This is a genomic window from Streptomyces lonarensis (assembly GCF_012033735.1).
Lineage (GTDB): Bacteria > Actinomycetota > Actinomycetes > Streptomycetales > Streptomycetaceae > Streptomyces > Streptomyces lonarensis.
The window spans coordinates 1-12612 of record NZ_JAAVJD010000158.1 but is presented as its reverse complement, the minus strand read 5'-3'; the positions used below and the strand labels follow the sequence as shown (position 1 = coordinate 12612).

General features: G+C 73.6%; 13 protein-coding genes and 2 tRNA genes. 13 read left to right on the top strand and 2 right to left on the bottom strand.

All coding sequences use genetic code 11. The features are described from left to right. The first annotated feature begins 410 nt into the window (after positions 1–410). The 6 genes from HCN56_RS17970 to HCN56_RS17945 are packed head-to-tail and all read left to right on the top strand — an operon-like array spanning position 411 to position 5854. The gene (locus tag HCN56_RS17970) at positions 411–1952 is read left to right on the top strand and encodes an ATP-binding protein (RefSeq protein WP_167972393.1); all 1542 of its coding nucleotides are present in this window, start codon (positions 411–413) and stop codon (positions 1950–1952) included. Continuing rightward, positions 1949–2356 (top strand): roadblock/LC7 domain-containing protein, encoded by a 408-nt coding sequence (locus HCN56_RS17965; RefSeq protein WP_167935254.1) that lies wholly within the window; start codon positions 1949–1951, stop codon positions 2354–2356. Before HCN56_RS17970 ends, HCN56_RS17965 begins: the two co-directional genes overlap by 4 nt. Further along, on the top strand, positions 2353–2709 hold the full coding sequence (locus HCN56_RS17960) for a DUF742 domain-containing protein (RefSeq protein WP_167972391.1): 357 nt from the start codon (positions 2353–2355) through the stop codon (positions 2707–2709). Before HCN56_RS17965 ends, HCN56_RS17960 begins: the two co-directional genes overlap by 4 nt. Next, positions 2690–3289 (top strand): GTP-binding protein, encoded by a 600-nt coding sequence (locus tag HCN56_RS17955; RefSeq protein ID WP_167972397.1) that lies wholly within the window; start codon positions 2690–2692, stop codon positions 3287–3289. The genes HCN56_RS17960 and HCN56_RS17955 overlap by 20 nt, the downstream gene beginning before the upstream one ends. Then, positions 3286–4581, top strand: coding sequence for a cytochrome P450 family protein (locus HCN56_RS17950; RefSeq protein WP_167972389.1), 1296 nt, complete (start codon positions 3286–3288; stop codon positions 4579–4581). Before HCN56_RS17955 ends, HCN56_RS17950 begins: the two co-directional genes overlap by 4 nt. Before the next feature lie 4 nt (positions 4582–4585). After that, positions 4586–5854 (top strand): cytochrome P450 family protein, encoded by a 1269-nt coding sequence (locus HCN56_RS17945; RefSeq protein ID WP_167972387.1) that lies wholly within the window; start codon positions 4586–4588, stop codon positions 5852–5854. A gap of 177 nt (positions 5855–6031) precedes the next feature. On the opposite strand, the gene HCN56_RS17940 is transcribed toward HCN56_RS17945, so the two are convergent. Together HCN56_RS17940 and HCN56_RS17935 are read right to left on the bottom strand one after the other, a co-directional pair. Beyond that, positions 6032–6700 carry an SDR family oxidoreductase gene (locus HCN56_RS17940; RefSeq protein WP_167972385.1) on the bottom strand — a complete coding sequence of 223 codons (669 nt, stop codon included), beginning with the start codon at positions 6698–6700 and terminating at the stop codon, positions 6032–6034. Between the two features lie 260 nt (positions 6701–6960). After that, complete coding sequence (locus HCN56_RS17935) at positions 6961–8187, bottom strand: amidohydrolase family protein (protein WP_167972383.1); 1227 nt, start codon at positions 8185–8187, stop codon at positions 6961–6963. 440 nt (positions 8188–8627) lie between these two features. Here HCN56_RS17935 and HCN56_RS17930 point away from each other — a divergent pair. From HCN56_RS17930 to HCN56_RS17900, 7 genes are all read left to right on the top strand, one after another. Next, a tRNA-Thr gene (locus HCN56_RS17930) sits at positions 8628–8700 on the top strand. Positions 8701–8724: 24 nt separating this feature from the next. Next, a tRNA-Met gene (locus HCN56_RS17925) sits at positions 8725–8797 on the top strand. 85 nt (positions 8798–8882) lie between these two features. Continuing rightward, complete coding sequence (rpmG, locus tag HCN56_RS26545; RefSeq protein ID WP_103501369.1) at positions 8883–9047, top strand: 50S ribosomal protein L33; 165 nt, start codon at positions 8883–8885, stop codon at positions 9045–9047. Positions 9048–9256: 209 nt separating this feature from the next. Then, on the top strand, positions 9257–9709 hold the full coding sequence (locus tag HCN56_RS17915) for a MaoC family dehydratase N-terminal domain-containing protein (RefSeq protein WP_167972381.1): 453 nt from the start codon (positions 9257–9259) through the stop codon (positions 9707–9709). 5 nt (positions 9710–9714) lie between these two features. After that, entirely contained in the window at positions 9715–10149 is a 435-nt protein-coding gene (locus HCN56_RS17910; RefSeq protein ID WP_167972379.1) for a MaoC family dehydratase, read from the top strand. Positions 10150–10281: 132 nt separating this feature from the next. Further along, positions 10282–10845 (top strand): TetR/AcrR family transcriptional regulator, encoded by a 564-nt coding sequence (locus tag HCN56_RS17905; RefSeq protein WP_245246700.1) that lies wholly within the window; start codon positions 10282–10284, stop codon positions 10843–10845. A 221-nt stretch (positions 10846–11066) separates the two neighbouring features. After that, on the top strand, positions 11067–12575 hold the full coding sequence (locus HCN56_RS17900) for an MFS transporter (protein ID WP_245246703.1): 1509 nt from the start codon (positions 11067–11069) through the stop codon (positions 12573–12575). The last annotated feature ends 37 nt before the right edge of the window (positions 12576–12612 follow it).

Genomic DNA, 12612 nt, shown 5'->3' with positions numbered 1-12612 from the left:
CCGAGCCATTGCTTCCGGCCATTCCGCTGCCCACCGGATTACCGCGACGACTGCTTGCCGTTGCGGGCCGTCCGCCGCTCCGGAAGCGCGGCGACCCCGCCGGCGGGACCGGCGCTCCGCCACCCCGTCGCGCCCCGACCGTGTCGAAACGGTCGACACGGCACCGTTTGCGCCCCACCATCAATATCTGACGGGCCATCAGAAATGGCTCTCAGTAGGGTCGTTCGCAGCCAAATGCTCTGGTAATGCACGCGGGGTGGTCACTCGGATTCGAAGAGATAGGGTTCCGGCGGATGCGCCACCCATGTGGCCGATGGTGTGACCCCCGCCCCACGTCAGTACCCGAGGACACACAGCCACGCGGCCACGCGCATCCCGTGTGACCTCGCCAGCCAACCCGTGAGGAACAGATGACCCTGATACAGGTCGGTGCGCTGACACTGGCGGTTCTCCTTGCCGTCACGGCCGCCCTGGCCGTGCGGTGGCGGCGGCTCGCCCGCGTCCGCGAGGCAGAACTGCGCCAGGCCCAGGCCAAGATCACCGCACGGGACGAGGAAGCCGTGCACTTCGTCGAGACGCGACTGCGCCGCCTCGCAGACAAGGGCCGCCCGGGGCCGTCCCTGCACCCCACCCTCGCGGAGACCGACTTTGCCCGCGCCCAGGAGCGCGCGCTCCAGGCGATCAGCGTCATCGCCCGTGAGTCCGCCCGGCGTGCCGAGCGGCAGATCACCGAGAAGGCCGAGAGCGTCGCCCAGGCGTCCGTCCGCGCCGTCACGCAGTCCCTCCAGGCGCTCGTGGCCGAGCAGCAGATCGCCATCACCGCGATGCTGGAGGGCCACCACAGCGACAAGGTCCTCGCCGACCTCATCCCGATTGACCACGCCTGCTCCCAGCTCGCACGCCGCGCGCAGATCGTCTCCGTCCTCACCGGCTCCTGGCCGGGCCGGCAGCGTGACGACTCCCCGCTGCTGGAGGTCGTCCGCGGCGGCGTCTCCCGCATCCGCGACTACCGCCGGGTGCGCGTCACCGGCGAGCCCACGGAGCACGTCACCAGCCGCGTGGTGGAGCCCGTCGTCCTCGCCGTCGCCGAACTGCTCGACAACGCCGCCCGCCACTCGGCGCCCGGCACCGACGTCGAGGTCGGCTTCGTCTCCGCGCACAACGGCATCAGCATCGTCATCGACGACGCCGGTATCGGCCTGACCCCGGAGGAGCGGGACCGCGCCGGGCGGCTGCTGACCGGCCAGGAGCCGGTGCGCCTCACCGAGATGCGGAACCCGCCGCGCTTCGGCTTCGCCGGCGTCGGCATGCTCGCTTCCCGCTACGGCCTGCGCGTCCAGGTGGGCCAGGAATCGGTCCACGGAGGCGTTCGTGCCGTACTGCACATCCCCCGCGAACTCCTCGCCGCCCCGCCGGCGCCGTCCCGTCCGGTGAGCCAGATGCCGCCGCTCCCGGAGCCCGGCAGCCGGCCCGCCGCCTCCGCCGAACCGCAGCAGGCACCCCAGCCGCTCCCGCAGCGCGCCGCGCAGCCCGCCCCGGCCCCCGCTCCCGTCGCCGCCTCGCACGGTTTCCAGGAGTCCTACCAGGACCCCTACGAAGACTCCTTCGGCACGCCCCAGCCGGCGACCCACCAGGTGCCCGCCCCGCAGCAGCCGGCCGCCCACCACGCGCCCGTGCCGCAGCAGCCGGCCGCCCACCACCAGCCCGATTCGTACGCCGCCGCCGAGCCCGCGACCCCGCAGGGCGCCGGCCCCGGCGAGGGGGAGACCCACGCCCCCTACCCGGTCGCCGAGGACGGGCTCCCCGTCCGGCGGCGGCAGCGCGGCGGCTCCCACCGCCGCAGCCGGCCCACGGTGCCTTCGAGCCGTCCCCCCGCCCCCGACGCCGGACGCGCCTTCGCCGCGTTCGTGCGTGGCTCGACCTCCAACCACGATGAGGAGAACACCCTGTGAACCCCGCGCCCAACCTGAGCTGGATCCTCGACGAGCTGGTGAGCGTCCCGCACGCCCGGCACGCCGTGCTGCTCTCCGCCGACGGGCTGATGACCGCCACCTCGGAAGGCGTCGACCGCGACCTGGGCGACTCCGTCGCCGCCCTCACCTCCGGTCTGCAGTCCCTCAGCCGGGCCGCCGCGGTCTTCGCCAGCGGGGGAGAGGACCCCTGGGAGCAGACGCTCGTGCAGTTCGGCAACGGGTTCATCTTCATCGTCGCGGCGGGCGAGGGCACCTTCCTGGTCGTCTCCGCGGGCCGCGAGGTGGACATCGAGGCGATGTCGTTCCGCATGGGCAAGACCATCGACCGGGTCGGCCAGGAACTCGGGCTGGCGCCGCGTCAGGCCCCGGTTGGCGGCGCGTGAGCGGCGATCGCCCGCGTGACGGGCTGGTCCGGAGCTACGTGGTCACCGGTGGTCGTTCCACACCCAGCCGCAACCACTTCGACGCGATCACGCTGATCACCCGGCCCGACCCCGGGCCGGGGCGCGGCGGGCTCTCGCCGGAGCAGCGCCACGTCCTGGACCTGCTCGCGTCGAGCGCGCAGTCGGTCGCCGAACTCGGCGCCCGACTGCGGCTCCCGCTGTCCGTGCTGCGCGTCTTGCTCGCCGACCTCATGAGCGGGGGACACATCACCACCCAGCGGCCGATCACCCGGTCGGACCGCCTCGACCGCAAGCTACTGGAGGAAGTCCTTGCTGGACTCCAGCGCCTCTGACCAACGCACCGCGCCGGCGCTGCGCGGTGACGAGCGGACGGTGAAGATCCTGATAGCCGGTCACTTCGGCGCCGGCAAGACCACCTTCGTGCACGCGCTGTCGCAGATCGCGCCGCTGAGCACGGAGGAGGTGATGACGTCCGCCAGCATCGACACCGACCACACCAACCTGCCGAACAAGACCTCCACCACCGTGGCCATGGACTTCGGCCGGCTGTCGCTGACGGACGACCTGGTGCTGTACCTCTTCGGAGCGCCCGGCCAACCCCGCTTCTTCCCCGTTCTGCGGGACCTCGCCTTCGGCGCGCTCGGCGCCCTGGTGCTGGTCGACACCCGCCGGCTGGAGGACACCTACCCGATCCTGGAGCTCATCGAGGACCTCGACCTCCCCTACGCCATCGCGATAAACCGCTTCGACGACGCCCCCGAGCACAGCGTCGAGCGGCTGCGCGAGGTGATGGACCTCGAACCGGAGACCCCGCTGGTCATCTGCGACGCGCGGGAGCACCGCAGCTCGACGGACGCGCTCATCACGCTGACCCGACACGTGCTCACCCTCACCCCGGAGACCACCGCATGACCACCGACCCGTCCGGGGGGCAGTGCCCGGCCCACCGGTCCGTGAACGACACCGCCGGCCACGCCGCCACCGCGACGCAGGAGCCGCCCCCGGACCACCCGCTGCCGATCTTCGGCACGGAGTTCAGCGCCAACCCGCGCGCCACCTACGAACGGCTGCGCGCCCAGGGCCCCATCGCGCCGGTGGAGATCTCACCGGGCGTCTACGGCTACCTCACCACCACCTACCGCTCGGCGCTGTACCTGCTGCGCAACACCCCGAACCGGTTCGCCAAGAACCCCCGGCACTGGCAGGCGCTGCGCGAGGGACACGTCCCCGCCGACAGCCCCGCGGCGATGATGATGGGCCCGCGGGACAACGCCCTGTGGATGGACGGCCCGGCCCACGCCCGGCACCGCCGGGCGATCACCGGCAGCCTGGAGAAGGTCGACACCCACGCGCTGGCGGACACCGTCACCGCCATCGCCGACCAGCTCATCGACACCTTCTGCGCCGACGGCCGGGCCGACCTGGTGCCGCGGTACGCCGACCCGCTGCCGATGATGACCCTGATCAAGCTGTTCGGCTGCCCCGACGAACTCGGGCACCGCATCGTCCAGGCCATCGGCCAGCTCTTCGACGGCACCGACGCGGCGCAGGCCAGCGCCAACGTCCACGCCTCCAACCTGGAGCTGGTGTACCTCAAGCGCCGCGAACCGGCGGACGACGTCACCTCCTGGCTCCTGCAGCACGAGGCCGGTCTGGACGACGAGGAGATGATCCAGACCATCCTCCTGGTCATCGGGGCCGCCACCACCCCGAGCAGCAACCTCATCATGAACGGCCTGCTCCGGATGATCACGGACTCCCGTTTCGCCGGAAACGTGCACGACGGCGTGCAGCCGGTTTCCGACGCGGTCGACGAGGTGCTGTGGAACGACCCGCCGATGGCGAACTACAGCCCGCTGTACGCCCTCGGCTACCAGACCTACGAGGGCATCACCATCCACCCCGGCTACCCGGTGCTGGTGTCGTTCGCCGCCGCCAACTCCGACCCGGCGCTCGGCATGGCACCAGGCTCCCGGGCTGGCAACCGCGGGCACCTCGCGTTCTCGGCCGGGGTCCACGCCTGCCCGGCGCCGGATCTCGCGCGGATCATCACCGAGACGGCGATCGAGCGGATTCTCGACCGCCTCCAGCCGCTGACGTTCGCCGGCGACATCTCGCGGCGGCCCGGCACCTACCACTCCGGGCTGACCGAACTCCTCGTCCACTTCCAGCCCACCTCCCCGCTCGCCTCCTCCGAAAGGTGAACCGATGACCGCACAGGCGTCCCAGGGAAGCGGCCCCTACCCACTCGACGGCTCGGGCTCCGACATACACGGGGAGGCCACGGCGCTGCGGCAGCTCGGCCCCGCGGTCCGTGTCCTCCTGCCCGGCGACATCCCGGCCTGGTCGGTGACCGATCCCGGTCTGATCCGCCGGCTCCTCGCGCACAAGGAGGTGTCGAAGGACGCGCACCAGCACTGGCCCGCGTACCGGGAGGGCCGCATACCGGAGGACTGGCCGCTGCGCATCTGGGTCGACGTCCGCAACGCGCTCGCCGCGTTCGGAACGGAGCACACCCGGCTGCGCAAGCCGCTCGCCGCGGCTTTCACCGCGCGGCGGGTGCGGGCGCTGGAGCCGCAGATCCAGCAGATGACCGACGACCTCCTCGACGAACTGCGGCCCGACGTGGCGGACGGCACCGTCGACCTGCGGGACCAGTTCGCCTGGCGGCTGCCGCTGCTGGTGGTCAACGCCCTCCTCGGCGTCCCGGAGAGCCTGCACGACGAGTTCCGCGACGCCGTCGGGACGCTGTTCGCCACCGACCTCAGCCCTGAGGAGGCGGCTGCCGGCGGTGTCGAGACGTACCGGCTCCTCAACGAGCTGATCGAGATCAAGACCGCGACCCCGGGCGACGACGTCACCTCCGCGATCATCGCCGCCCACGCCGAGGGCTCGCTCGACGCCCAGGAGCTGCGGGACAGCCTGCTGCTCCTGATCGGCGCGGGCCACGAGACGACGGTCAACCTCATCGACCACGGGATCACCAACCTGCTGCTCCACCCCGAGCAGCGGGAGAAGGCGGTCAGCGGCGAGGTCTCCTGGGACGCGGTGGTCGAGGAGACGCTGCGCCACCAGGCGCCGATCGCCAGCATCATCCTGCGGTTCGCGGTCAAGGACCTGACCGACGAGGTGACGGGCATCCGCTTCGAACAGGGCGACGCGATCGTCATCAACTACGCCGCTGCCGGCCGTGACCCGGCCGTGCACGGCGAGAGCGCGGACGAGTTCGACGTCAGCCGTGCGGCCGCCCGCGAGCACCTGGCGTTCGGTCACGGCGTGCACTACTGCGTCGGGGCGCCGCTCGCGCGCATCGAGGGCCGGGTCGCGCTCAGCACGCTGTTCAGCCGCCACCCGGAGCTGGCGCTGGCCGTCGAACCGGAGGAGCTCCAGCCGCTGCCCTCGCTGATCTCCAACGGGCACCAGCGGCTCCCCGTCCACCTGGACCGCGCGGCGGCCCGGCGGACCAGCGCGGCCTGACCGGCGGGCGGCACCGGTGGTGCCGCCTCCCGGCGGAGCACGGACGGCCGTTCCCGGCAGCGCTCGGCGCCCGGGAACGGCCGTTCCGCCGCGTGGGCGGTCCGCCTCGGCGACGACCGCTACGGCGCGGGCGCCGGCAACGGCCGCGGCCGGTCGTCGGCCCCGGCGCCCCGGGGGTCAGTCGCGGCCGGTGGCGACGGCCGCGACGGCGTCGGCGACGGGGGTCTCCCCGCCGACCAGCTCCAACGTCAGCCCGGCGGTCGCGGGGTTGTCGAGCAGGGCCACCAGAACGGCCGCCACATCCGCCCGGGAGACGTCCGAGCGCCCGGTCGACGCGGAGAGCGACACCAGGCCGGTGGCGGCGTCGTCGGTGAGGCGGCCCGGACGCAGAATCGTGGTGTCCAGACCCGCCCGGGCACGGATGTCGGCGTCGGCGGCGGCCTTGGCGCGCAGGTAGTCGGCGAAGACCGGGTCCGTCCCGGCCGGCGGCTCGCTGTCGGTGCCCATGGCCGAGACGACCAGCATCCGCCGCACGCCCGCCTGTTCGGCGGCGTCGGCGAAGAGCACCGCGGCGCCGCGGTCCACCGTGTCCTTGCGCTCCGAGCCGCTGCCGGGACCGGCGCCGGCGGCGAAGACGACGGCGTCGGCACCCTCCAGATGGCGGGCGACATCGGCGACGTCCGACGACTCCAGGTCGCAGACGACGGGCTCGGCACCGAGGGCGAGAAGCGCCCCGGCCTGGGCGGGCTTGCGGATCAGGCCGGCCACCTCGTCACCGCGTTCGGCGAGCAACTGCTCCAGCAGGCGGGCGATCTGGCCGTGTCCTCCGGCGATAACGGTACGCATGCCCCGACCGTACCGCCGCGGGACGCACCGGCCCGGGAGGCCGGCACCACCGGGCGTGCTGCCCGCCCGACCGGCCGTCACTCTTTGCGCGGGGGAGCCCCGGGCCACTCCCGACCCGGACCGTCCCGCGTGCCCTCCGGGAGCGACCACCGGGCGGTCTCCGGCGCGACCGCGGCGCCCGGGGCGGTGCCCGCACACCCCGGCCCGGACCGCCGCGCCGCCGGGCAGCGACCGCGGTCCGCCTCAGCCACCCGCCTGCTTCAGCCACCCGCCTGCCGCGGCACACCCGGTGCCGCCGGTACCGCCGAGCCGCAGTACTCCCGGACCGCGCTCGTGCGGGCCACGACCCGGCCGCGGTGCACCACCACGCGGCTGTACGCCAGCGCGAGCGCCCCGCTCAGCGACTCACCGCGCACCGCGAGGAGTTCGGCCGGGTGGCCGGACTCGATGCGCACCGGCGGCAGCCCCATCGCCTCCCGCGCGCGCCCGGAGACCGCCTCGTACGCCTGCTCGGGGGCGGAGCCTCCCAGCGACGCCAGCAGGTACGCGGCCTCCAGCGGGTCGCCCCGCCCCACCGGGTTGGCGCTGTCGCGCAGCGCCCCGCTGCCCGCGGCGACCCGCACCCCGGCCGAGCGCAGCAGCCGCACCGGGGTGGCGCGGCCGGCCGGCCGCGGCCCGTCGGTGAGCGCGCAGTTGCCCTGGGGCAGGGAGACGACGGACACCCCGGCGCCGGCGAGCTGTTCCGCGGTGCGGCCGAGCACCTCCTCGGGAAGGCGTGAGAGGCCGACGCACGGCCCGACGCCGACGCCACCGCGCAGCGACCCCGCGGCGGCGGCCACCCGCGCGAGCGCGGCCGGGTCGTCGCCCTCGGCGTGCAGGTCGAGATCCAGCCCGTGCTCGGCGGCCGCCTCCACCAGGACGTCCAGGAAGCCCGCCGGGTCGGGGTCGTGCTCGGGGCTGCCGCCGAGCGCGGTGGCACCCATGGCCGCCGCGTCGCGCAGTAGCGCCCGGTCGTCCGCGCCGGCCCGGCCGGTGAGAAACCGGGGGACGGCGACCACCTGGAGGTCGACGAGGCCCCGCAGCCCGCGGCGGGCGTCCATGGCCGCCTCCAGGGCGGTGAGCCCGGTGACGCCGCCGACCCGGATGTGGGTGCGCTGCGCGGTCGCCCCGTGGCCGAGCTGGAGCAGCGCCGCCTCGGTCATGCGGCGGCGCACGGAGACCGGGTCGCCCGGCGGAGGGCCCTCGCTCTCGGCGGTGAGCGCCGAGTCGTGGTGGGCGTGCGGCTCGGCCGGGGACGGCAGCAGCAGGTAGCCGGAGAGGTCGACGCGGGTCGTGCCCTCGGGGGCGGTGGGGGCGAGGCTGCCGGGTGTCCCGACCGCCTCCACCAGCCCCGCGCTGATCCTCACGTCCACGGTGCGGCCGTCGGTCAGTCGCGGGCCGGAGAGGACGAGGACGGACGTGCCCCCGGCGTCGGCGTCGTGCGGCATCGGGCTCCTGCAAGTCGGTGCGGCTCGGGCGGTGCGGCGCGCGGGCCCGCACGCCGCCCGCGCGGGGCGGCGCGGCGGCACCGCACGGGGGAAGGCGCGCGCCGGCGGCGTCCTGGCGGTGCCGGCCGGGCGGGCTGGTGCGAGGGTACGGCGCCCGGGGAGCCGTCCGGGCGCAGCAGGCGGACGCAACCCAATAGTCGTACGAGCTGACCGCCGGGTGGTGTGGCGACCGGCGGCCGGGCCCGGGGCGGGGCACCGGGGACGTGTGGCACCGCCCCCGCGGCGGCGCGGCTCGCCTCTCGGCGCGTCGGCGGCGCGGCGGCGCGGTCGGGCAACCGGGGTCCGGGAGCCGTGTGTGGCACGGTGGGAGGGGTGGGGTGACCGGCCCCGGTTTACGGATTTCGTCTTACGGCGCGGAACGTGTAATCTCTTCCTCGCTCGCCCCAATAGCTCAGTCGGCAGAGCGTCTCCATGGTAAGGAGAAGGTCAACGGTTCGATTCCGTTTTGGGGCTCTGAGGTGCGGTCATCCGCATCCTGGCGGCGTAGCTCAGTCGGTAGAGCAAACGGCTCATAATCGTTGTGTCACCGGTTCAAGTCCGGTCGCCGCTACTCATCGGTAGCCGATGCTGGGTTTTACGCCCCGATCGGCTACTGTCCCTGTGTTGAACCGTCCCGTCCGTCAAGGAGCACTCACGTGGCTGCCACCGACGTCCGCCCGAAGATCACGCTGGCCTGCGTGGAGTGCAAGGAGCGGAACTACATCACCCGTAAGAACCGGCGGAACAATCCCGACCGGCTCGAAATGAAGAAGCACTGCCCGCGTTGCAACTCGCACACGGCGCACCGCGAGACGCGCTGACCCGCATCTCGTGACCCAGGCCGGCCGGTATCGGCGGGAACGCCTCGGCGCTCCCCGCTGCATCTCCGAGTCGGCCACGACGGGCAACCATCCCGTCAGATCATCGAACAGCCCGACGGTTCCTCGCGTTCCGTCAGGTAGCTGTTGACCGTCGAGGCCGCTCCGTTCCCGGGGCGGCCTCGCGTTCGTTCCCGGAGGTGTTCGCGCCCATGGCGCTTGATCAGTCCTACGTCGGACGCAGTTATCCGCCGAGTCGGCCGTACGAGGTCGCGCGCGAGAAGATCCGCGAGTTCGCCGAGGCGGTGGGGGACGACAACCCCGTCTACACCGACCCGGAAGCGGCCCGTGCGCTCGGTCACCCCGACGTTCCCGCGCCGCCGACCTTCGTGTTCTCCATCACCTTCGCCGCCGCCGGCGACGTGATACGGGACCCGGAGCTGGGGCTGGACTACAGCCGGGTGGTCCACGGGGACCAGAAGTTCGCTTACTCGCGGCCGGTCCGCGCGGGGGACGTGCTGACGGTCACCTCGACCATCGAGTCGATCCGGAGCATGGCCGGCAACGACATCCTCGACGTCCGCGGTGACGTGCACGCCGCCGACGGCGAGCACGTGGTGACCGCGTACACGAAGCTGGTGGCGCGGGCCACCGAGGAGGGATGAGCGCGATGGCCGCCAGAGTCGCCTATGCGGACGTCGAGGTCGGTACCGTCCTGCCGGCGCGGGAGTTCCCGGTGGACCGGGCCGCGCTGGTCCGGTACGCGGGTGCCTCCGGGGACTTCAACCCGATCCACTGGAACGAGCGCTTCGCCCGCGAGGTCGGCCTGCCCGACGTGATAGCGCATGGCATGTTCACCATGGCGGAGGCGATCCGCGTGGTGACGGACTGGACCGGGGACCCGGGTGCCGTCGTCGAGTACGGGGTGCGGTTCATCAAGCCGGTCGTCGTGCCGGACGACGACAAGGGCGCCCTCATCGAGGTGTCGGGCAAGGTCGCCGTCAAGCTCGACGACGAGGCCCGGACGGTGCGCGTCGACCTCACCGCCATGGCCGCCGGGCAGAAGGTGCTGGGTATGGCGCGCGCGGTGGTGCGCCTCGCCTGATCCGCCGGTGTACGGGCGCGCCCCACGGCTCCCGGGCCGAGGGCCGCGCCCGTCGCTGTGTCGGCGAGCCTGCCACCTTGCGGGGCGCCCGCCGGGTTGACCAGTGAGTGATTGGTCAATAACTTAGTCCGCATGGCAGAGCGAAGCCGCCGAATGTCGGCGGAGGAGCGGCGGGAAGCCGTGGTGCGCGCCGCGCTCGCGGAGTTCGCGCGCGGTGGCTACGTCGGGACCTCCACGGGGGCGATCGCGCGGCGCGTGGGCGTCTCGCAGCCGTACCTCTTCCGCCTGTTCCCCGACAAGCGGGCCATCTTCCTCGCCGCCGCCGCGCGGTGCTGCGAGCAGATCCGTGCCCGGCTGGCCGACGCCTCCGACGGGCTGCCGCCCGACGAGGCCGCCGGCGCGATGGGCGAGGCCTATGCGCAGCTCACCGCCGACCGGGAGCAACTGCTCTTCCAGATGCAGATGTACGCGGCCGCCGGGGTCGCCGAGGAGTCCGGTGACCACGACTTCGCCGAGCAGCTCCGCCGGAGCTGGGGTGAGATCTGGGATCTCGTCCATCTCCGGCTCGGGGCCGACGACGGGCGGACGGTCGGGTTCATGGGGCAGGGCATGCTGATCAACGCGTTTCTCGCTCTCAACCTGCCTCCCGGGCACCGCAGTTGGCAGGCGTGCGGGGCCGCGCCCGACGGGGGTTGACCGGGCCGCCCGCCTTTCGGGTGGCCGCGGCGCACGCGGTGCGGCCGTGTGCGCGCATGTCCCCAAAAGTTATTGACCAATCACTAACAGCTCGCGCCGTGCGGGCACCACCCGCCGACCAGGGAGACACCGTGAACACCGCGCCGCCCCCTTCACCCGCACCGCCACCGACCACCGGCCTCCCGGTGCGCGTCCTGGCTGTGACCGGCGCCGCCACCTTCATGGCGGCCCTCGACAACCTGGTGGTCACCACCGCGCTGCCGGTCATCCGCGACGACCTCGGCGGGAGCCTCACCGACCTGGAATGGATCGTCAACGCCTACACGCTCCCGTTCGCCTGCCTGCTGCTGCTGGCCGCAGCACTGGGGGACCGGTACGGCCGTCGCCGCGTCTTCACCGCCGGCCTGATCGTCTTCACCGCCGCCTCGGCCTGGGCCGCCCTCGCCGGCGGCACCGGAATGCTGATCGCGGCCCGTGCCGCGCAGGGGGCCGGCGCGGCGGTACTCCTCCCGCTCAGCCTCACCCTGCTGGCCGCCGCCGTCCCCGCCGAGCGACGCGGAGCGGCCTTTGGGGTCTGGGGAGCGGTCAACGGCGTGGCCGTCGCCGCCGGACCGCTCGTGGGCGGTGTCGTCACCGAACACCTCTCCTGGCAGTGGATCTTCTGGCTGAACGTGCCCGTCGGGCTCCTGCTGCTGCCGCTCGTCCGCGCCGGCCTGTCCGAGAGCTTCGGGCGGCGCAACCCGCTGGACCTCGGCGGCACCGTACTGGCCGGCACCGGGGTGCTGGGCGTCGTCCTCGGCATCGTCCGGGGCCACGAACACGGCTGGTCCACGCCCGGCAGCTGGGCGTCGCTCGCCACCGGCGTGGTGCTGCTGGCCGCGTTCCTACGGTGGGAGACCCGCGTCGCCCACCCCGTGCTCCCCCTGCGGCTCTTCCGCTCCCGCACCTTCAGCGCGCTGAACGGCGCGGGGCTGCTGATGTTCCTCGGCATGTTCGGCTCGATCTTCCTGCTGGCGCAGTTCTTCCAGATCGTCCAGGGGCACACCCCGACCGAGGCCGGACTCCGCGTCCTGCCGTGGACCGCCATGCCGGTGCTGGTGGCCCCGCTCGCCGGAATCCTCACCGACCGCGTCGGCGGCCGACCCGTCATCGGCGGCGGGATGCTGCTGATGGCCGCCGGGCTCGCGTTGTTCGCCCTTCAGGTCGCCCCTGGCGTCCCCTACGCGGCGCTGGTCCCGGCCCTCGTCCTCAGCGGCCTCGGTATGACGCTCTTCTTCGCCCCCTCGGGCGCGGTGATCATGGGCTCGGTGCCCGCGCCGGACCAGGGCGTCGCCTCCGGCGTCGCCAACTCGCTGCGCGAGGTGGGCGGCGCACTCGGGATCGCCCTGCTCGCCTCGGTGTTCGCCGTTCGCGGCGGCTACGCCGACGGGCAGCAGTTCGTCGACGGCCTGGTACCGGCGCTCTGGCTGGCCGCGGTCGCCCTGCTGGTGGCGGCGGCGCTGGTGCTCTGCCTGGCCGACCGCGGCCCCGGCAGCGGAACCGGCACCGGCCCCGGGACCGGGACCGGGACCGCCGGGACCGGGACGGCCGACACCGCCGGGGCGGGCCGGAGCACCGCCCCGGCCGCCGTCGAGTCGCCCGCCGCCGGACCGTCCGCGTCCTCCAGCTCCATCCTAACCCGCAGCACGACGTGCCGGTCGGGCTCGGCCTTGAACCGGCTGTGCCGGTAGGAGAAGCCGCACTCGCCCGCGGGCAGCACCACGGTCC

Coding starts and splice junctions, on each gene's coding strand:
- HCN56_RS17970 (WP_167972393.1), top strand. CDS start 411: ATGACCCTGATACAGGTCGGTGCGCTGACACTGGCGGTTCTCCTTGCC.
- HCN56_RS17950 (WP_167972389.1), top strand. CDS start 3,286: ATGACCACCGACCCGTCCGGGGGGCAGTGCCCGGCCCACCGGTCCGTG.
- HCN56_RS17945 (WP_167972387.1), top strand. CDS start 4,586: ATGACCGCACAGGCGTCCCAGGGAAGCGGCCCCTACCCACTCGACGGC.
- HCN56_RS17940 (WP_167972385.1), bottom strand. CDS start 6,700: ATGCGTACCGTTATCGCCGGAGGACACGGCCAGATCGCCCGCCTGCTG.
- HCN56_RS17935 (WP_167972383.1), bottom strand. CDS start 8,187: ATGCCGCACGACGCCGACGCCGGGGGCACGTCCGTCCTCGTCCTCTCC.
- HCN56_RS17915 (WP_167972381.1), top strand. CDS start 9,257: ATGGCGCTTGATCAGTCCTACGTCGGACGCAGTTATCCGCCGAGTCGG.
- HCN56_RS17910 (WP_167972379.1), top strand. CDS start 9,715: ATGGCCGCCAGAGTCGCCTATGCGGACGTCGAGGTCGGTACCGTCCTG.
- HCN56_RS17905 (WP_245246700.1), top strand. CDS start 10,282: ATGGCAGAGCGAAGCCGCCGAATGTCGGCGGAGGAGCGGCGGGAAGCC.
- HCN56_RS17900 (WP_245246703.1), top strand. CDS start 11,067: ATGGCGGCCCTCGACAACCTGGTGGTCACCACCGCGCTGCCGGTCATC.